The organism is Fictibacillus sp. UD, assembly GCF_043558025.1.
Lineage (GTDB): Bacteria > Bacillota > Bacilli > Bacillales > Fictibacillaceae > Fictibacillus.
This window is the reverse complement of sequence record NZ_JARUHH010000001.1, coordinates 517,884-536,128: the sequence shown is the minus strand read 5'-3', so window position 1 is coordinate 536,128 and position 18,245 is coordinate 517,884. Positions and strand designations below refer to the sequence as shown.

The following is an 18,245-nucleotide window of genomic DNA, read 5'->3' as shown; positions in this document are numbered from 1 at the left end:
TTTACTGTTTTTTCACACCGAACCACTTTTCAACAAGCTTGTCCAATGTGCCATCTTCTTTCATCTTCTTTAACTCTTTGTTGAACTTCTCTGTTAGTTCACTTTCTTTTGGAAACGCAATGGCTGATCCTGCTGCATCCGTCTCTGGTAGCGCAAATGAAGATAATTCTTTGTTCTTCTTTAAAAACTCATACGCAACAGCATCTTCAATGATCGCAGCATCTACACGATTTGATTTCATCTCTTGCACCAACTCAGTTACTTTGTTTCGCTGCACCACTTCAAATTTGTGATCCTTTAAAAGCTTATCTGCTTCTTTTTCTTGAATAGATGCTAACTGAACACCTAGTTTCTTACCTTCTAGATCATCTACGGTTTGAATGGATTTATCTTTTGTAACGATTAGTTGCTGAGCTGCATAATATTCATCTGAAAAATCTACCGTTTTCTTTCGCTCTTCGTTTGGCGTCATACCAGCAATTACAAAGTCAGCTTTTCCGCTGTCTAATGCTGGAATCAATCCGTTAAAGTCCATGTCTTTAATTTCAACCTTATATCCTAATTTTTTTGCAATGTGATTAGCTATATCAATATCAAAACCGACGATGTCTCCGCCTTTAGCTGTTTCTACAAACTCATATGGCGGATAATCAGCAGAAGTAGCCATCACTAAAGTTTTTTCTGATGACTCGCTGCCTGTATCTGAAGAACTCTTTTCCTCAACCGCACCACATCCAGCTAACAATGCCAGTACTATGATAAAATAAATGCTAAAAAGATTACGTTTCATTTGTAGATCCCCCTGTACAAAATATTTATATTTATTCGTTAAAATGAATATTAACACACAAAAGAGCTAATTTAAGTATTTTAATAATTCTGAATGTATTTTTATTCAACGATAAGGAGATTATCAAATGAAATTCGGCGAGAAAATAAATGGAGTGGCTTATAGAGAGCGAGATGCTGTCTATGCAGTGGTCCTAGATGCAGAAGAGAAGGTAGCTATTATTTTTCAGAATGGAAAGGGCTTTTTACCTGGTGGAGGCTTAAAACTTGGAGAAGAACATATAACTTGTTTAAAAAGAGAGTGTATAGAAGAAACTGGTTATTCATTGGATTCCCAACGATTCATAGGTGCAGCTCAGCAATTTTTTAAAAGCCGTCAGGGAGAATACATAATGAATAATGGGTATTTTTATACAGGAAGCTTTGGGAATTATGTAAAAAAGCCCAATGAAGAAGATCATGAGCTTGTGTGGATAAAAGTTGATGAAGCAGAAAAGATCTTATTACATTCGTCGCACGGATGGGCTGTGAAAAGAGCGATAAGGCAAGACGGTAAGCGGGTGTAAATCTTCGCTGAAGGGTTATATTCCTTCGCAAACGCTCATAAATCCCTCATTTTTATGATCTAGAAAAAAAGCTGGCTCAAAATTTGAGCCAGCTTAACAACTTTCTTCCTACTTACAATAAGTTTCAAAAGCACTTCTTAACTTATTAACAACTTCCATCGGTTCGTGGCCTTCAATCTCATGACGTTCGACCATCATTTGAATCTCTCCATCTTTTAATAGGGCAAATGATGGGGATGAAGGCGGATAGCCTGTGAAATAAGAACGGGCTTTCTCTGTTGCCTCTTTATCTTGTCCGGCAAATACCGTAACAAGATGGTCCGGGCGAACATCTTGTTTCACCGAATATGAAGCCGAAGGGCGTGCGATTCCTCCAGCACAGCCACATACGGAATTGATCATGACAAGTGTTGTACCTTCTTTACGAAAAGCTTCTTCAACATCTTCTGGTTTGAAAAGCTGCGTATAGCCAGCCTCTACCATTTCTTTACGAGCCGTCTCTACTACATCATTAAAAAGATTAAATTGAAAGTTCATTTGTATTCAGCTCCTTTCTTTCTTATTGTACTCAATTATGGACATATAAAAAAGAAAAATGCCGTAACATATACGGCATTTTTCTTAGGGGGTTATGGGGTTTGGAGGTGTTGATAGTTATCTCTACCCGCAATAAAACCCATATAAACCTGAAAATCACATTTTTTAATAAATTGATGTATTTTCTTTTGTCATGTTCTCTAAACGTGCTTTTACTGCCGCTAAGAAGCGACCGCATACAAGACCATCAAGAACTCGATGATCAAGAGAAAGACAAAGGTTAACCATATCTCGTACCGCAATCATGCCATTGTTCATAACAACAGGGCGCTTAACGATCGATTCTACAGAAAGGATAGCAGCTTGCGGATAGTTGATGATCGGCGTAGACATCACAGATCCGAAAGAGCCTGTGTTATTTACGGTGAACGTTCCGCCTTTCATGTCATCGCCAGCTAATTTATTCGTTCTTACTTTATCAGCTAGTTCTTTCACATCGCGTGCGATACCCTTGATAGACTTTTCGTCCGCATGTTTAATGACTGGAACATATAATGCATCATCAGTTGCAACAGCAATTGAGATGTTGATGTCCTTTTTCTGAATGATCTTATCTCCTGCCCACATGGAGTTGATCTGCGGGAATTCTTTTAGTGATTCTACAACAGCCTTTATAAAGAAAGGCAAGAACGTAAGGTTGTACCCTTCTTTTGTTTTAAAATCACCTTTTACAGAATTACGATATTCTACTAAGTTTGTTACGTCCACTTCTACCATTGTCCAAGCATGAGGTGCTTCGTGCTTTGAACGGACCATGTTTTGTGCAATCGCTTTGCGAATACCCGATACCGGAATTTCTATATCACCAGGCATTGTGTCAATCGCTACTGGCTTTAATGCTGGCGTTGATTGTTGAGGTTGAGCCGTAACTTGAGAATCAGATGAAACAGGTGATGCTGAAACATCCTCTGTAGCTGGCTTGTTACCTTTTGTAGGAATCTGGCCAGAATCAATAATCTTTTGAAGATCTTTGCGAGTGATTCTTCCGCTTTGTCCTGATCCCTCTACTTGGTCCAGATCAATGCCATGTTCAGATGCCATTCGTACTACTGCAGGTGAAAAACGTCCTTTTGCAGTACGATCAGCTTTTGCAGCAGGTGCATCACTCGGACTTGGGGTGGTAGGAGCAGAACTTTTTTCTGCAGGCTTCTCTTCTTTTGAAGATGAAGCTGCTGGTGCCTCTCCGCTCCCTTCTCCTTCTGTATCGATATAACAGATCAGCTCACCAACTGAAAGTGTATCGCCTTCTCCAGCAACTAATTCTTTGATTGTCCCGCTAAAAGATGATGGAACTTCTGCGTTTACTTTATCTGTCATAACTTCAGCTAATGGATCGTATTTTTTAACCGTATCTCCAGGCTGTACCAGCCATTTACTGATTGTGCCCTCAGTTACACTTTCTCCTAACTGAGGCATTGTAATTTTTTCTGTAGCCATTAAAGTCCCCTCCTATTGTTAAAATGCCGCAAGATCTCTCATGGCTTTTTCTACTTTGTCAGGATTCACCATAAAGTGCTTTTCCATTGTAGGTGCATAAGGCATCGCCGGTACGTCTGGACCTGTTAGGCGTTGAACAGGTGCATCTAATTCAAACAGACAATTTTCAGCAATGATTGCTGAAACTTCACTCATGATGCTTCCTTCTTTGTTGTCTTCCGTAACAAGAAGCACTTTACCTGTTTTGGAAGCTGCTTCAATAATTGCTTCTTTATCCAACGGGTATACCGTACGAAGATCAAGAATATGAGCTGAGATTCCGTCTTTTTCTAACTTCTCAGCAGCTTGAAGTGCAAAGTGTACACAAAGTCCGTATGTAATAACGGTAATGTCGTCACCTTCGCGTTTTACATCGGCTTTCCCGATTGGTAATACATACTCTTCTTCTGGTACTTCACCTTTAATTAAACGGTAAGCACGCTTATGTTCAAAGAAAAGTACAGGATCTTCATCACGGATAGCTGCCTTTAATAGTCCCTTAACATCATAAGGCGTTGATGGCATAACAATCTTTAAACCTGGTACATTAGCAAACAATGCCTCAACGGATTGTGAGTGATATAAAGCACCATGTACACCGCCGCCATAAGGAGCACGAATCGTAATCGGACATGACCAATCGTTGTTTGAACGATAACGGATCTTTGCTGCTTCTGAAACAATCTGGTTTACCGCTGGCATGATAAAATCAGCAAACTGCATTTCTGCAATTGGACGCATACCGTACATGGCTGCTCCGATCCCAACTCCAGCAATTGCAGATTCTGCAAGCGGCGCATCGATTACTCGCTGTTCTCCGAATTCTTCAATCAATCCAGTCGTGGCACGGAAAACACCTCCGCGAACACCAACATCTTCTCCTACAACAAAAACCCGTTTATCACGCTGCATCTCTTCGCGAATTGCTTGAGTAACAGCATCAATATAAGAAATTACCGGCATCTCGTTTTCCCCCTTTACTCTGCGTATACATGAAGAAGTGCGCTCTCAGGATCAGCGTATTTTGCGTTCTCTGCATACTCTGTAGCTTCATCCACTTCTTTTTGAATTTCGTCAAAAATCTGTTTTTCTAGTTCCTCAGTTAAAATAGCATGTTCTTTCAAGTAAGCAGCAAATGTATGGATTGGATCTTTTGCCTTAGCTTCTTCTACCTCTTCACGCGTTCTGTATGCACGATCATCATCATCAGAAGAGTGAGGCGTTAAACGATAAGCTACAGTTTCAACCAATGTCGGACCTTCACCGCGTCTTCCGCGATCAGCCGCTTCTTTTACTGCTTCATAAACAGCTAAAGGATCATTTCCATCAACCGTTACACCTGGCATGCCATAACCGATTGCACGGTCAGAAACATTCACACACGCTAGTTGTTTAGAAATTGGAACTGAGATCGCATATTTATTGTTCTCACACATAAAGATAACAGGCAGTTTATGAACAGAAGCAAAGTTAGCACCCTCATGGAAATCTCCCTGGTTAGAAGAACCTTCACCAAACGTAGTAAACGTAACAAGATCTTTTCCTTCCATTCTGCCGCCAAGCGCGATACCTACAGCATGCGGAACTTGAGTTGTAACTGGAGAAGAACCTGTTACAATACGAAGCTTCTTAGAACCAAAGTGTCCAGGCATCTGACGGCCTCCGCTGTTTGGATCCTCAGCTTTTGCAAATCCTGATAGCATTAAATCTTTTGCTGTCATACCGAATTGAAGTACAACACCCATATCACGGTAGTATGGCAAGACAAAATCTTTTTCATTATCTAACGCCATTGCAGCACCAACTTGTGCAGCTTCCTGGCCTTGACATGAGATAACGAAAGGAATTTTACCTGCACGGTTTAAAAGCCACATACGCTCATCTATTTTTCTAGCTAAAAGCATTGTTTTAAACATGTGGATAACATCTTCATTTGTTAAACCTAATTGTTCATGACGTGTTTCTGCCATTTGTTTTACCTCCTTAGAAATGAATCGCTTTTCCTTCAACAGCTAATGCTGCTTCACCATATACTTCAGAGAGAGATGGATGCGGATGAATCGTGTGCGCGATCTCCCATGGTGTTGCATCCAGAACTTTTGCTAATCCTGCTTCTGAGATCATATCTGTTACGTGAGGACCGATCATATGAACACCTAAAAGGTCATCAGTGTCTTTATTTGCAACGATCTTCACGAATCCATCACTTTCACCATACACAAGAGCTTTTCCGATCGCTTTAAATGGGAACTTTCCTACTTTAACGTTATATCCTTGGTCTTTTGCTTGTTTTTCAGTAAGACCTACACTTGCCATTTCTGGACTAGAATAGATACACTTTGAAATGTTGTCGTAGTTGATTGGTTCAGGTTTAAGGTTGCAAAGATGCTCTACAGCTGTAATACCTTCGTGTGAAGCAACATGTGCCAACTGAAGTCCGCCAATGACATCGCCAATTGCATAAATATGACTCTCTGCCGTCTGGAAATATTCGTTCGTTTGAATGTATCCGTTTTCAACTTTTATGATTGTGTTTTCAATTCCGATACCTTCTGTGTTCGCCATACGTCCTACAGAAACAAGCATCTTCTCAGCACTGAACTGTTTTGTTTCTCCTTTATGTTCCGCGGAGATCATAACCCCTTCACCTTTTTCTAAAGTATCGGGAAGTACTTTTGCGCTCGTTACCAGTTTGATTCCTTTTTTCTTTAAAACACGTGCCGCTTCTTTCGAGATCTCTTCGTCTTCCGTAGGAACAATGCGGTCAGCATACTCTAAAACAGTAACTTCAACACCAAGATCATTTAGCATCGATGCCCACTCAATTCCGATAACACCGCCGCCAACAATAATGATGGATGCTGGCAATGTTTCCATTTCAAGTGCTTCATCACTTGACATAACATAATTACCGTCAATCTCTAGACCAGGCAGTGAACGAGGTCTTGAACCTGTGGCAACGATTACATTTTGCGGAATTAAAATTTCGTTTTCCGTTCCGTCATTAAACTCCACGGAAATCGTACCAGGCATTGGAGAAAAAATCGATGGTCCAAGAATTCTGCCGGTACCTTCGTATACTTCAATCTTGCCTTTTTTCATTAAACTCTGTACACCCATGTGTAGCTGATTCACAATAGATTGTTTGCGCTCTTGCATTTTAGAAAAGTTTAAGCCTAATCCTTCAATCTCTACACCAAAGTCGGCAGCATTTTTAGCCGTTTTATAAACTTCAGCACTTCTCAGCAAGGCCTTGCTAGGTATACAACCTCTATGTAAGCAAGTGCCTCCAAGTTTTCCTTTTTCAACAACTGCTACTGTTTTTCCTAATTGAGCAGCTCGGATGGCGGCAACATAGCCGCCCGTTCCTCCGCCCAATATGACCAAATCAAAGTCTTTTGACATCGCTCATATCTCCTTTTGCTGCTAGTTAATCAAGTGGCACCCTAGCAATAGTCTTTTCTCCCGGATAAACCTTTGCTGATTCTTCATCTCTTAATACACGAAGGCCACCTTCTGCTAACGCTTGAAGCTCATTCTCCCCTGGCTGAATAATACAGTCAGAGATCCATTCAACACGATCTGTTATCTTCTTTACAAATTCCTTGCCAAAAGCAAGACCGCCTGTAAGAATGATCGCGTCTACTTGTCCATGCAATACAGTGCTGGCGGAACCAATTTCTTTTGCGACTTGGTACGCCATTGCATCATAGATAAGCTCTGCTTTTTTATCACCGTTCTCGATCTTTTCTTCTACTGTTCTTGCATCATTAGTTCCTAAATAGGCAACAAGTCCGCCCTGACCAACAAGTTTCTTCATTACCTCATCTGCGTAATATTCACCAGAGAAGCAAAGAGATACTAAGTCTCCAATCGGAACGGTACCGGCGCGCTCTGGTGAAAATGGCCCTTCACCATGAAGTCCATTGTTTACGTCGATCACGCGTCCTTCCTTGTGGATACCTACTGTGATACCTCCACCCATGTGCACAACTATTAGACGGAGAGATTCATAAGATTTATTTAGCATCTTGGCAACACGTCTTGCTACAGCCTTTTGGTTCAGTGCATGAAATATACTTTTTCTTTCTATTTCAGGGACACCTGAGATTCGCGCAATCTCATCCATTTCATCCACAACAACTGGGTCTACGATGAAAGAAGGAATATTCAGTCCTTCAGCTATCTCATAAGCAAGAATACCACCTAAGTTAGAGGCATGTTCACCTGAGTAACCTGTCTTTAAATCCTGAAGCATTGGTTCGTTAACGCTGTATGTGCCACCTTCGATCGGTCTTAATAAACCTCCGCGGCCAACAACACAGCTGAGCTTTGAAATATTTATTCCTTCATAGTCCAATGCTTCTAAAATGGTTTCTTTTCTAAATGAATATTGATCAATGACAGACTCAAACTGATGAATTGTTTCTGTTTCATGACGTATCGTTTTTTCAAATACAGGCCTTTCGTTGTCGAATATACCAATCTTGGTAGAGGTTGAGCCCGGATTAATCACTAGTATGCGAAATTCTTTTTGATGCACGTTTCAAACCTCCATTGATATGAACTCTTAGCGAGTACGGTTAGACAGAATGTGTCTTTCGTTTAATAAGAACTGACTTCTTGACATTCTCATGCGTTCGATACGCTCTTCAGCAAGGCGGTCTGCAGCAAGGTATGTTGGAATGTTATCTCGTTTTGAGATTTCAATAACACTAGCGATGTTGTCATAGATTGTTTCAACTTTCTTCATCGCACGGTCACGGTTATATCCGTTAAGCTCATCAGCCACGTTGATTACCCCACCAGCGTTAATTACGTAATCGGGAGCGTAAACGATTCCCATTTCGTGAAGAGCATCTCCATGACGTGTTTCTTTAAGCTGGTTATTTGCAGCCCCTGCTACAACTTTCGCTTTAATTTTAGAGATCGTGTCGTCGTTAATAATCGCACCTAGAGCACATGGAGCAAAGATGTCACAATCCACACTATAAATCTCGTCAATCTCTACTGCTCTTGCACCAAAATCTTCAACAGCACGCTGAACAGCTTCTTTATTAATATCTGTAACAATCAGTGACGCTCCTTCTTCGTGAAGGTGTTTACAAAGTGTGTAAGCTACATGACCAACACCTTGGACAGCAATCACCTTTCCTTCTAAGGAATCTGTTCCAAACGCTTCCATAGCTGCTGCTTTCATACCGCGGTATACTCCGTATGCTGTTACAGGAGATGGGTTGCCGCTTGATCCAAACGCTGGAGATACACCCGTTACGAATGGTGTTTCTTGATAGATAAGATCCATGTCTTCAACTGTAGTACCCACGTCTTCAGCTGTAATGTAACGTCCGTTCAGTCCTTGGATATAACGTCCGAACGCTCTAAACATTTCTTCGTTCTTGTCTTTTTTCGGATCCCCGATAATAACTGTTTTTCCGCCGCCAAGATTTAATCCAGCAGCAGCATTTTTATATGTCATTCCTCTTGCAAGTCTTAGAGCATCTTCAATTGCTGCATCTTCTGTTTCATATGTCCACATTCTTGTTCCGCCTAGTGCAGGTCCGAGTGTCGTATCGTGAATACAGATGATCGCTTTTAATCCTGATTGTTTGTCTTGGCAAATTACCATTTGTTCGTAATCGTAAGTTTCCATATATTTAAAAATTTCCATTTTGTATTCCTCCTAAAGTTTGTTATCAGTGATGACAGATTTTACAGCTAAGGCAATGGAATAATATTTACTTTCAGCTGAATCTGCTCTGGAAGTAAGAACAATCGGCGCTTTAGCACCGCAAATAACAGCCCCAACTTTTGCTCGAGCAAAATAGATCAGGGATTTATAGAGTACATTTCCAGTTTCGATGGTTGGAACTAAAAGGATGTCTGCATCTCCTGCTACTTTACCTGTAATTCCTTTGTGTGCTGCAGCTTCCTTAGAAATTGCGTTATCAAGCGCTAATGGTCCTTCAACAATCCCACCTTTTATTTGCTCCCTAAGGCTCATAACGGTGAGGCTTGCTGCATCCAGTGTCGCTTGCATCGCAGGATTAACATTTTCTACTGCGGCCAATACAGCTGCTTTCGGTACTTCAATACCCGTTTGTGCAGCAAAGTCAATGGCATTTTGCAGGATTTGTGCTTTTTGATTAAGGTCTGGTTCTATGTTCATAGCAGCGTCCGTAATGAAAATCAATTTTTTAAATCCTTCAACTTCAAATGCTGCTACATGAGATAAAACCTTACCCGTTCTAAGACCAATTTCTTTATGAAGAACAGCTTTTAAGAGTGCAGAGGTTGAAACAAGTCCCTTCATGAGAATATCTGCTTCACCATCATGAACAGCTTTTACCGCACTATAAGCAGCGGTGGCTGTGTCTGTCGAAACAACTTTTATTCCATTTAGAGATTCATCTGCATTTCTTTTAAGCCAGTCAGATATTTTTTCACCGTTTCCAAACAAAATAAAATGGGCTAAGCCCTCTTTATATGCTTTTAGTACGCTTTCCAAAACCTCTTGATCGCCAGCTTCTGCCACTGCGATGACTGGTTTAACTTGCTGTTTTTTGGCTTGGCTCACCAAGTTTTGCAAACGCATGCTATCCCCCCTTGTTTACCACGGTATAGTTAATGCAATTTTCATGCCAACTATTTTCCTCGTCAATTAATGGATTATCAACACAATACATGCATTTTTTTGCACGCAGCATGCAATTAATTGCATGAAATTATTTGCGTGGTTTTTCATCAAGACCATATTTTTCTAATTTGTAATAAAAGTTACGCAATGAAATGCCTAGTGCCTTGGCCGTTTTTGTCTTGTTGCCATTAAATCTCTCTATAGCTTCTGTTAAAATGCTTTTTTCAAACTCATCAATTTGTTGAGCGAGGGTTTTCGTTTCTTCTCCCGTAATGAAATTATCAACAGTAGATTCTGATTTCGCCTTCGTCTGCTCAAGAGACAAAAGGGAGATATGGCTCCTGTTGATCTGAGAATCCGTATGGCTCATATGGATAATAGCCCTGCCTAACACATTCTCAAGCTCCCTAACATTTCCCGGCCAATGATAGGCTAATAAGAACTTCTCTGCATCTTTGCTTATAACATCAATGCTTCTTCCGTAATCTTGATTTAGCTTCTGCAAAAGGTGATTAGCAAGCAGTATAATATCCTGGTTTCTCGCTCTTAGCGGCGGAATATAGATTGGCATTCTATTCAACCTATAGTACAAATCCTGTCTGAATGTACCATCGGCAATCATTTTTTCGAGATTAACGTTCGTAGCAGCAATTACCCGGACATTGATAGGAATTGCTTTAGTGCCTCCCACACGTCTTATTTCATTTTCTTGCAGAACACGCAAAAGTTTGGCTTGAGTGTTTTGAGATAGCTCACCAACTTCATCTAAAAAGATACTTCCCCCGTTCGCTTCCTCAAACAGCCCTCTTTTCCCGCCTCTTAACGCACCAGAGAACGCCCCCTCCTCATAACCAAAAAGCTCACTTTCCAACAGTGATTCTGAAAGGGCGGCACAATTCACACGAACAAACTTGTTAAATTTTCTGCTGCTCGCATTATGGATCGCATGAGCAAAAAGTTCTTTTCCCGTACCAGATTCTCCTCGAAGCAATACAGTTGCGGGAGTTGAAGCTGCCAATTTTGCTTGATCCATTGCGAAGTTCATTTCCTCTGATTTACCAATAATATCTTCAAATGAATATTTTGCTTCTAGCGTCCGAATAATTTGTCTAGCACGGTTCAGTTCTTCTGTAAGCCCCTTTATTTCTGAAACATCATGAATGACCCCAACGCTTCCTTTTAGAAGACCATCAACAATAACTGGAGCTACATTCACAATGACATCTTTCCTGTTTGGTCCTACTCGTAAACGAGCTCCTCTTACCGGCTTCCTTGTTTTAAGGACTTGCATATGGATACTTTCACCTTCGGAAATATCAGTTGTAGCAGGCTTACCGATTACTTGTTCAGCAGTATAACCTGTAAGTTTTGTATATGCGGGATTGATCATAATTCCTTTCCCTTGTTCATCAACAACCGATATGGCTTCTTCTGAAGACTGAATAATGGATCTCAACATGCTTTGTATACTTTTAAGGTTCGTTACTTCCTCTGCCAAATCTACAATTTCAGTGATATCTTTAAAAACGGCAAAGGCTCCAAGTTTACGTCCTTCATGACTTAGGAGAGGCGTTCTTGTTGTAAATATTTTTGTTCCGTTTGCCAACATCTGTTCCTGATTCACTTCTTCTATTCCCGAATCCATTACTCTTGGCAGCTGGCTGTTTGGCATCACTTCAAGGATCGACTTTCCAACTGCATCTTCCTTAGATATTCCCGTCATTTTTTCAGCACTTTTATTAAAAATTGTAATCATTAAATGTTGATCGATTACGATCATGCCATCATGCGTATTATCTAAAATACTTCTGAGCTGCTGCAGGTGACTTAAATCTTTTACGGCTATTTCCTTATCGTTTAGAAGTAATAACATAACTTCAAATTGACTAACAGGTAATTTCCCTGCGTCTGGATACTTGAACTCATATAAACGATTTGCACTTTCTTTACAAGAAGGAGAATAAATAATAAGATCTACACTTACATCAGGTGCAGAAGAATATGTAAATACCGGGACATTTTCAAATGGGGATGACATCGGATGAAGCTGATCCTGCAGGGTACCCACAAGTTCAAACACTTCAGATTGATCGATTCGGCTCATCAGCTGAAGTCCTTCTTCACGCTCGGTCACTAAAACTACCCTTTGCAACAATTATCACTCCATTTTTCGTCCAATTGCACTGTATGCAATTTTTTTCACACATTAATCATACCTTAGTATGAAAGGGTTTGCAAACTTAAATGTCGTCGACAAAGATTTGAAGTTTATGTACAATAATAAAGGTAAAGGAGTGGGGATCTTCATGAGCAGATACGCAGCATTAGTAATTGTATTAATCCCTGGAATCATGGCCGTTATGGGCATAAAATGGATGAGAGACACTTTGTTTGGAGTATTACAAACTCCTTTCCCTGTTTTATGGCTACAATTTATCACAGGGCTTTTAAGTTTTATTTTGGGATTAGCTTTTGTAGGAGGATTCATCTTTTATAGAGATCGCAAAAGAAATAAAGTACAATTAAAATATAGAAAAAAATGACCAGATTCCTCCCAGGAAGCTGGTTATTTTGTTTTTAAACTTTGCTGTTATTGGAAGTGGTTGATTTCCGTTCCAGATGCTCACTTTCCGCGGGACGGCCGTGAGACAAACACATTCGTACGTTTCACTCTTAAGTATTTTTTGCAGCTGCTAGCACTCAGGTTAAAGGTGAAATGGTCTGTGATGAGCAAAATACACCTTCTTAACCCTTTCACCTATTGCTGATAGTTGAAGACACCAAAAAATTTGTTGCTCAAACAAAAAACACCTTCACTTTAATTAAATAAAGGTGAAGGTGTTTAACTCATTGCTATTTAATTAATTTGGTAAGCATTTATGCCATCGCCTTATGTTCGATACGAAGCTTATCAGCGACCATCGCGATGAATTCTGAATTCGTAGGCTTCGCTTTTGACATTGAAACGGTGTAGCCAAATAACGAAGAAATGCTGTCGATGTTTCCACGGCTCCATGCTACTTCAATCGCATGACGGATCGCACGTTCAACACGGCTTGAAGTGGTATTGAATTTTTTTGCAATATCCGGATAAAGAACTTTTGTAATTGATCCTAAAAGTTCAATATCATTATAAACCATTGAAATCGCTTCTCTTAAGTACATATAGCCTTTAATATGAGCCGGAACACCAATTTCATGAATAATGCTCGTAATGCTTGCATCAAGGTTGCGCGGCTTGTTGATTGTTGTTTGGAAATTGTTTCGAATATTGCTGGATGCGCGTTGGACAGTTGATTTTTCAGATCCGCAAATTTGTCGGATTTGACTAGCAAGATTGTCCATATCAAATGGTTTTAAGATAAAGTAGGAAGCACCTAAGTCTACTGCCTTTTTCGTAACATCTTCCTGGCCAAATGCCGTTAACATGATAACGTTCGGTTGAGGCAGATCATCACTTGATCGGATCTTTTCAAGAACAGCTAACCCATCTAAATGCGGCATAATAATATCAAGAACTAATACATCAGGATTTTTATTTTCTAAAACGGATAAACATTCTTGCCCGTTGTAGGCAACCCCAATTACCTCCATATCATCTTGACTTGAAAGATATTCCCTCAAAAGACTAATTAACTCACGATTATCATCAGCTAGACAAACTTTAATTTTTTGCACCATTATTTCCTCCCCATCCAACAATTTCTTGTTTTTCCCAATGTAACATTTCAACAATAAATGTTAAATCCCTTTATTTTGTTTTAAATTTTTTAAAATTATTTTGTTTTAGTAGCAAATAAAGCTATTTTCTTCAATTTACTTAGAATTTCGACAGTTATTGTATGTAATCATATATTTTTGTCGAATTTTCTTTATGCCCTTTCATTATACAAAATTTTCTTGCGATTGTCTAAATTATCTAAAAAAAATCTGTTTTTGATACATCTTTGTTCTCGTAAGATGTTAATTTCCAATTCAGATGTTTCCTTTCTACGTGTGTGTTTATAGAGATACTTTTAAGGAAAATTAAAGGAGTAGTCTCGCTCCACTTATAAAAGTAAATGCTATCAATGCCGAACATCTTCTTCCCAAGCCTTGTTGGGTTGGAGCGTACTTATCCTTAACAACGCCTCAGTAATGTTCTTTATCACCCCAACGAACTTTTATGAAAAATCATCTTAAAGATTTGGCTTTTAGAATTTTCTCTTCATTTGCAAGTTGATTGAAGCGCAAGGTGCGAGACTCCTGCGGGACAAGCGGTCAGGTGAGACACTTAAGAGTGAAACGTTTGAATGTGGCTCACCGCCTGCTCCGCGGAAAGCGAGCAGCCTGGAGCGGAAATCGACCACATTCGAAGACAACAACGTATCCCTTTAGAAAAAAGCGCCAAAAAAACAGGCAAGAAAATTAACTCGCCTGTTTTGTTTCTTTATAAATATTGATTCCTGCTTCATCAAGCATCCATTCAATATGAACGCCATAACCTGATGTTGGATCGTTAACAAAAACATGTGTTACCGCGCCGATGATTCTGCCATTTTGAATAATTGGGCTCCCGCTCATACCTTGAACGATTCCACCTGTTATTTTTAACAGCTCAGGATCCGTGATCTTAATAACCATACCTTTAGTAGCAGGGAACTTTTGTGGAACAGAACTTACGACATCTACGTTAAATTCGCGCACTTTAGACCCATCCACTACAGTCAGAATTTTAGCCGGACCTTCTTTCACTTGATCAGATAGAGCGATTGGCAACGGCTTGTTCCAGTCGCCATTTGAAAGTTTGTCATTTAATTTACCAAATATTCCAAAGGGACTATTTTTGGATATATCCCCTAAAATTCTTTGGTCATTTGAGAAACGTGCTAATTTTTCTCCAGGATGTCCGTTTGAACCTTTTTCAATAGAAGTAACCGTCGATCCAAGTATTTCACCGTTATTTACCTTTATTGGCTTCTTCGTATCCATATCAGAAATAACATGACCTAACGCACCATACTTAAACGATGCTGGATCATAAAAAGTTAACGTTCCAACTCCTGCTGCTGAATCTCGAATATATAGTCCGATTCGATAAGACTGATCGTTTTTGTCCTGCAGAGGATTAAGTGATTTATGAAGTGTTTTGCCGTCTCTTTTTATCGTTACATCTAACGGTTTTCGAGACTCCCCAGACTGTTTAACGAATGGGCTGACATCACCCATTTTCTTAATATTTTTTCCGTTGATTTTGGTAATAATATCTCCTACCTGAATATCGGCAATTTCACCGGGAGATTGTTTTCCTGCAGTTGTATTAACTAGATGATGCCCAACGATAAGGACTCCTAGTGTATTCAGCTTAACACCTATGGATTGTCCGCCTGGTACAACCTTTAAATCAGACAATACTTTTACATTCATCTTCTTTATTGGAAAACTTGCTGCTTCAAGAGTTGCCACGCTATCACCGTTTGTTTTGGCTTGTATCGAAACGACTTTTTGGCTTTCCATTGCAGTAGTATAAATATTTGTTTCTTCCTGTTGGATGGTTGTCCCCGCAGGAAGAGATCGTAATACATTTTGTCCTTCAAAAAAGGTAATCGATTTAGGCATTGTTACATATTCACGCACAGGAGACAAAAAACCGATTCCCACTAAACTTCCAAGGAGAATAACGCCGATCGTTCGCCGCAGTAAATCCTTATACATCATACACTCTCCTCGCTCCTAGCTCACACCCTCACCATGGCTGTACCTTTAATTTAGCCTATGGACCGTGAGTTTATAACCGATAAAAAAGAAAAAGCTATTCCTTAAATGGATAGCTTTTTCATGAATAAAGTTTATGATGACTTTTTAATGGACTCTGCAAGTTCCAATAATTCTTTAGCATGCTGTTTGGTCAGATCTGTGATCTCTACTCCAGAAATCATTCTGCCTATTTCATTTACTTTTTCATCCGTTTTTAATGTTAGTACCTTTGTAACTGTTCTTCCTTGCAAAGTATCTTTTGAAATGTGCAGATGTGTGTCTGACATCGCAGCAACTTGAGGAAGGTGGCTGATACAAAGCACTTGTGATCCGATTGAAACACGGTAGATCTTTTCTGCTATCGCTTGTGCGACTCGCCCTGAAACTCCTGTATCCACTTCATCAAAAATAATGGCAGTGATTCCCTGGTTTTCAGAGAAAATAGTCTTAAGAGCTAATATGATCCTAGATAACTCCCCGCCTGAAGCAACTTTAGATAATGGTTTAAGCGGCTCACCAGGGTTTGGAGATATATAAAACTCAACAGAATCCATTCCCGTTTTTAAGAACTGACTTTCTTCTGTTCGTTTCATAACGACTTCAAACTTTGTTTTTTCCATGTACAGCTCTTTTAGCTGCTGCTGTATGGCATTTTTCAAAATTTTTGCAGTCTCTGTTCGTTTCTTCGTAAGCTTTTTACCGGAAATCTCTAGTTTAGAAATAATCTTATCTTGTTTCTTTTTTAATGCTTCAAGGTGATTATCTTTATTTTGAATGAGTTCAAGCTCATTTTTGATTTTTTCACCGTAACTTATAATTTCTTTTACTGAAGATCCATATTTACGTTTAAGTTTACTTATTTCATCTAAACGCGCTTCGATGCTGTTAAGCCTCTCGGGGTTATACTCTAGCGAGTCAAACATATCCCGAATTTTATAGGTGAGTTCTTCAAGAACATAGAAACTGCTGCCGAATTGCTCTTCATCAGCTTTTAACGACTCATCTAATGCTGCTACTTGAGAAAAATCGGTTAATGCACTGGAAATCAATTCAAGCGCTTTTCCTTCACCATATAAATTATGATAGGCATCTTGGAGAGAACCGTGAATTTTCTCGAAGTTCGATAACATATTCTTTTCTTCTTCAAGTTTGATATCTTCATCTGGGATTAAATTTGCACCAGATATCTCTTCGAATTGATATTTCAATAAATCGATTCTTTGAGCAATCTCTTGTTCGTTTCTTGATAGTTCAGAAAGCTGTTTATTGATATCTTTATACTCTTTAAACCAAATTTCGTAAGCACTCAATTCTTTCTTGAAATCCTTGTCTCCAAAACTGTCGAGCAGAAAAAGATGTTTATCAGGCTGCATGAGATACTGAGTTTCATGCTGTCCATGAATGTCTACTAGTGCCTGTCCGATCTCTTTAAGAACCGAAAGTGTAACAAGCTTCCCGTTTACTCTGCAAATGCTTTTACCGCTTTCCGTTATATCTCTTTTGAGAACAACCATTTCATCATCTTCTGAAACCGAAATTCCAAATTCCTCGCATTTACCGTATACGCGATGACCAGGATGAATATGAAACAATCCTTCAATCTCTGCTTTTTGAGTACCATAACGAACAAACTCAGTAGAGCCTCTTCCTCCGATTAATAGCCCGATCGCATCAATAATGATTGACTTACCAGCCCCAGTTTCACCAGTCAAGACCGTTAGTCCCTTCTTAAATGAGACAGTTAAGGAATCAATAATAGCAAAATTACGGATACTTAATTCTGCTAGCAACTACATCACACCTTACTATAAAAATTACAGCATATCTAAAAAGCGCTGCGATACATCTGCACTGCTATCTTTAGAACGACAAATGATCAGGATCGTATCATCCCCGCATATCGTTCCCATTAAATCTTCCCAATCCAACTTATCGATTAACGCTCCAATTGCATTTGCGTTACCCGGCAGGGTCTTCATAATAATTAAATGGTCTGCGTAATCAATGCTTATAAAACTGTCTGTAAGTGTTCTTTTTAACTTTTGAAGAGGATTGAACCTCTGATCAGCCGGAAGACTGTATTTGTAACGTCCGTCGTTCATAGGCACTTTAACAAGATGCAATTCTTTAATATCACGGGAAACGGTTGCTTGCGTCACATTAAAGTTTGCTTTTTTAAGAAGTTCAACTAAGTCATCTTGTGTTTCAATATCATGATTGCTGATCATTTCACGTATTTTAATATGTCGTTGTCCTTTATTCACTGGCAATTCCACCTCAATTTACACTGTCACATTCTGACTTTATCTTATACTATTGTGCATAAGATGTAAATTTTTCATGAATGAAAATAATAGGCTCTTTTCTTTGGCTCTTGAAAGTGGTTGATTTCCGCAGCCCTTTCTTAAAGATTATTGTTTTGATAAATGTTTATGTACTCGAGT

Annotated in this window: 17 protein-coding genes; 3 read left to right on the top strand and 14 right to left on the bottom strand. The window is 39.5% G+C overall.

Annotated features, from left to right (window positions below):
- Nucleotide 1: 1 nt before the first annotated feature.
- Nucleotides 2-790 carry a transporter substrate-binding domain-containing protein gene (locus P8610_RS02765; protein ID WP_394602993.1) on the bottom strand — a complete coding sequence of 263 codons (789 nt, stop codon included), beginning with the start codon at nt 788-790 and terminating at the stop codon, nt 2-4.
- A gap of 127 nt (nt 791-917) precedes the next feature.
- On the opposite strand from P8610_RS02765, the gene P8610_RS02760 reads away from it, so the two are divergent.
- Entirely contained in the window at nt 918-1,355 is a 438-nt protein-coding gene (locus tag P8610_RS02760) for an NUDIX domain-containing protein (RefSeq protein WP_394602992.1), read from the top strand.
- Nucleotides 1,356-1,463: 108 nt separating this feature from the next.
- Here the strand turns inward: P8610_RS02760 and P8610_RS02755 are convergent, their stop codons facing one another.
- From P8610_RS02755 to P8610_RS02715, 9 genes are all read right to left on the bottom strand, one after another.
- Nucleotides 1,464-1,892: a BrxA/BrxB family bacilliredoxin gene (locus P8610_RS02755; protein ID WP_289495199.1), complete on the bottom strand. Its 429-nt coding sequence runs from the start codon at nt 1,890-1,892 to the stop codon at nt 1,464-1,466.
- Nucleotides 1,893-2,057: 165 nt separating this feature from the next.
- Nucleotides 2,058-3,389 carry a dihydrolipoamide acetyltransferase family protein gene (locus P8610_RS02750; RefSeq protein ID WP_394602991.1) on the bottom strand — a complete coding sequence of 444 codons (1,332 nt, stop codon included), beginning with the start codon at nt 3,387-3,389 and terminating at the stop codon, nt 2,058-2,060.
- A gap of 18 nt (nt 3,390-3,407) precedes the next feature.
- Nucleotides 3,408-4,391, bottom strand: coding sequence for an alpha-ketoacid dehydrogenase subunit beta (locus P8610_RS02745; protein WP_394602990.1), 984 nt, complete (start codon nt 4,389-4,391; stop codon nt 3,408-3,410).
- Between the two features lie 14 nt (nt 4,392-4,405).
- The gene (locus P8610_RS02740; RefSeq protein WP_289495197.1) at nt 4,406-5,398 is read right to left on the bottom strand and encodes a thiamine pyrophosphate-dependent dehydrogenase E1 component subunit alpha; all 993 of its coding nucleotides are present in this window, start codon (nt 5,396-5,398) and stop codon (nt 4,406-4,408) included.
- A 13-nt stretch (nt 5,399-5,411) separates the two neighbouring features.
- Nucleotides 5,412-6,833, bottom strand: a complete 1,422-nt coding sequence (gene lpdA / locus P8610_RS02735; RefSeq protein ID WP_394602989.1) for a dihydrolipoyl dehydrogenase — start codon at nt 6,831-6,833, stop codon at nt 5,412-5,414.
- A 25-nt stretch (nt 6,834-6,858) separates the two neighbouring features.
- Nucleotides 6,859-7,971: a butyrate kinase gene (buk, locus tag P8610_RS02730; RefSeq protein ID WP_289495195.1), complete on the bottom strand. Its 1,113-nt coding sequence runs from the start codon at nt 7,969-7,971 to the stop codon at nt 6,859-6,861.
- 27 nt (nt 7,972-7,998) lie between these two features.
- Complete coding sequence (gene bcd / locus P8610_RS02725) at nt 7,999-9,099, bottom strand: branched-chain amino acid dehydrogenase (protein ID WP_394602988.1); 1,101 nt, start codon at nt 9,097-9,099, stop codon at nt 7,999-8,001.
- A 12-nt stretch (nt 9,100-9,111) separates the two neighbouring features.
- Complete coding sequence (gene yqiS, locus P8610_RS02720) at nt 9,112-10,023, bottom strand: phosphate butyryltransferase (RefSeq protein WP_394602987.1); 912 nt, start codon at nt 10,021-10,023, stop codon at nt 9,112-9,114.
- A 130-nt stretch (nt 10,024-10,153) separates the two neighbouring features.
- Nucleotides 10,154-12,217 (bottom strand): sigma 54-interacting transcriptional regulator, encoded by a 2,064-nt coding sequence (locus tag P8610_RS02715; protein WP_394602986.1) that lies wholly within the window; start codon nt 12,215-12,217, stop codon nt 10,154-10,156.
- 154 nt (nt 12,218-12,371) lie between these two features.
- On the opposite strand from P8610_RS02715, the gene P8610_RS02710 reads away from it, so the two are divergent.
- Complete coding sequence (locus P8610_RS02710) at nt 12,372-12,608, top strand: DUF2627 domain-containing protein (RefSeq protein ID WP_289495191.1); 237 nt, start codon at nt 12,372-12,374, stop codon at nt 12,606-12,608.
- A 334-nt stretch (nt 12,609-12,942) separates the two neighbouring features.
- Here the strand turns inward: P8610_RS02710 and spo0A are convergent, their stop codons facing one another.
- The gene (spo0A, locus tag P8610_RS02705) at nt 12,943-13,743 is read right to left on the bottom strand and encodes a sporulation transcription factor Spo0A (protein ID WP_289495190.1); all 801 of its coding nucleotides are present in this window, start codon (nt 13,741-13,743) and stop codon (nt 12,943-12,945) included.
- A 556-nt stretch (nt 13,744-14,299) separates the two neighbouring features.
- Between spo0A and P8610_RS02700 the strand changes: the two genes are divergently transcribed.
- Entirely contained in the window at nt 14,300-14,476 is a 177-nt protein-coding gene (locus P8610_RS02700) for a hypothetical protein (protein ID WP_394602985.1), read from the top strand.
- Here P8610_RS02700 and spoIVB read toward each other — a convergent pair.
- From spoIVB to ahrC, 3 genes are all read right to left on the bottom strand, one after another.
- Entirely contained in the window at nt 14,473-15,759 is a 1,287-nt protein-coding gene (gene spoIVB / locus P8610_RS02695) for a SpoIVB peptidase (protein WP_394602984.1), read from the bottom strand. The genes P8610_RS02700 and spoIVB overlap by 4 nt on opposite strands.
- A gap of 134 nt (nt 15,760-15,893) precedes the next feature.
- Nucleotides 15,894-17,591, bottom strand: coding sequence for a DNA repair protein RecN (gene recN / locus P8610_RS02690; RefSeq protein ID WP_394602983.1), 1,698 nt, complete (start codon nt 17,589-17,591; stop codon nt 15,894-15,896).
- Between the two features lie 24 nt (nt 17,592-17,615).
- Complete coding sequence (gene ahrC / locus P8610_RS02685) at nt 17,616-18,065, bottom strand: transcriptional regulator AhrC/ArgR (RefSeq protein ID WP_289495187.1); 450 nt, start codon at nt 18,063-18,065, stop codon at nt 17,616-17,618.
- Nucleotides 18,066-18,245: the final 180 nt, after the last annotated feature.

Excerpts from the sequence above, each read along its gene's own strand:
- P8610_RS02760 (WP_394602992.1), top strand. The coding sequence starts at position 918 with ATGAAATTCGGCGAGAAAATAAATGGAGTGGCTTATAGAGAGCGAGAT.
- P8610_RS02745 (WP_394602990.1), bottom strand. The coding sequence starts at position 4,391 with ATGCCGGTAATTTCTTATATTGATGCTGTTACTCAAGCAATTCGCGAA.
- P8610_RS02710 (WP_289495191.1), top strand. The coding sequence starts at position 12,372 with ATGAGCAGATACGCAGCATTAGTAATTGTATTAATCCCTGGAATCATG.
- P8610_RS02755 (WP_289495199.1), bottom strand. The coding sequence starts at position 1,892 with ATGAACTTTCAATTTAATCTTTTTAATGATGTAGTAGAGACGGCTCGT.
- P8610_RS02750 (WP_394602991.1), bottom strand. The coding sequence starts at position 3,389 with ATGGCTACAGAAAAAATTACAATGCCTCAGTTAGGAGAAAGTGTAACT.
- lpdA (WP_394602989.1), bottom strand. The coding sequence starts at position 6,833 with ATGTCAAAAGACTTTGATTTGGTCATATTGGGCGGAGGAACGGGCGGC.
- P8610_RS02765 (WP_394602993.1), bottom strand. The coding sequence starts at position 790 with ATGAAACGTAATCTTTTTAGCATTTATTTTATCATAGTACTGGCATTG.
- spoIVB (WP_394602984.1), bottom strand. The coding sequence starts at position 15,759 with ATGTATAAGGATTTACTGCGGCGAACGATCGGCGTTATTCTCCTTGGA.
- yqiS (WP_394602987.1), bottom strand. The coding sequence starts at position 10,023 with ATGCGTTTGCAAAACTTGGTGAGCCAAGCCAAAAAACAGCAAGTTAAA.
- bcd (WP_394602988.1), bottom strand. The coding sequence starts at position 9,099 with ATGGAAATTTTTAAATATATGGAAACTTACGATTACGAACAAATGGTA.
- P8610_RS02740 (WP_289495197.1), bottom strand. The coding sequence starts at position 5,398 with ATGGCAGAAACACGTCATGAACAATTAGGTTTAACAAATGAAGATGTT.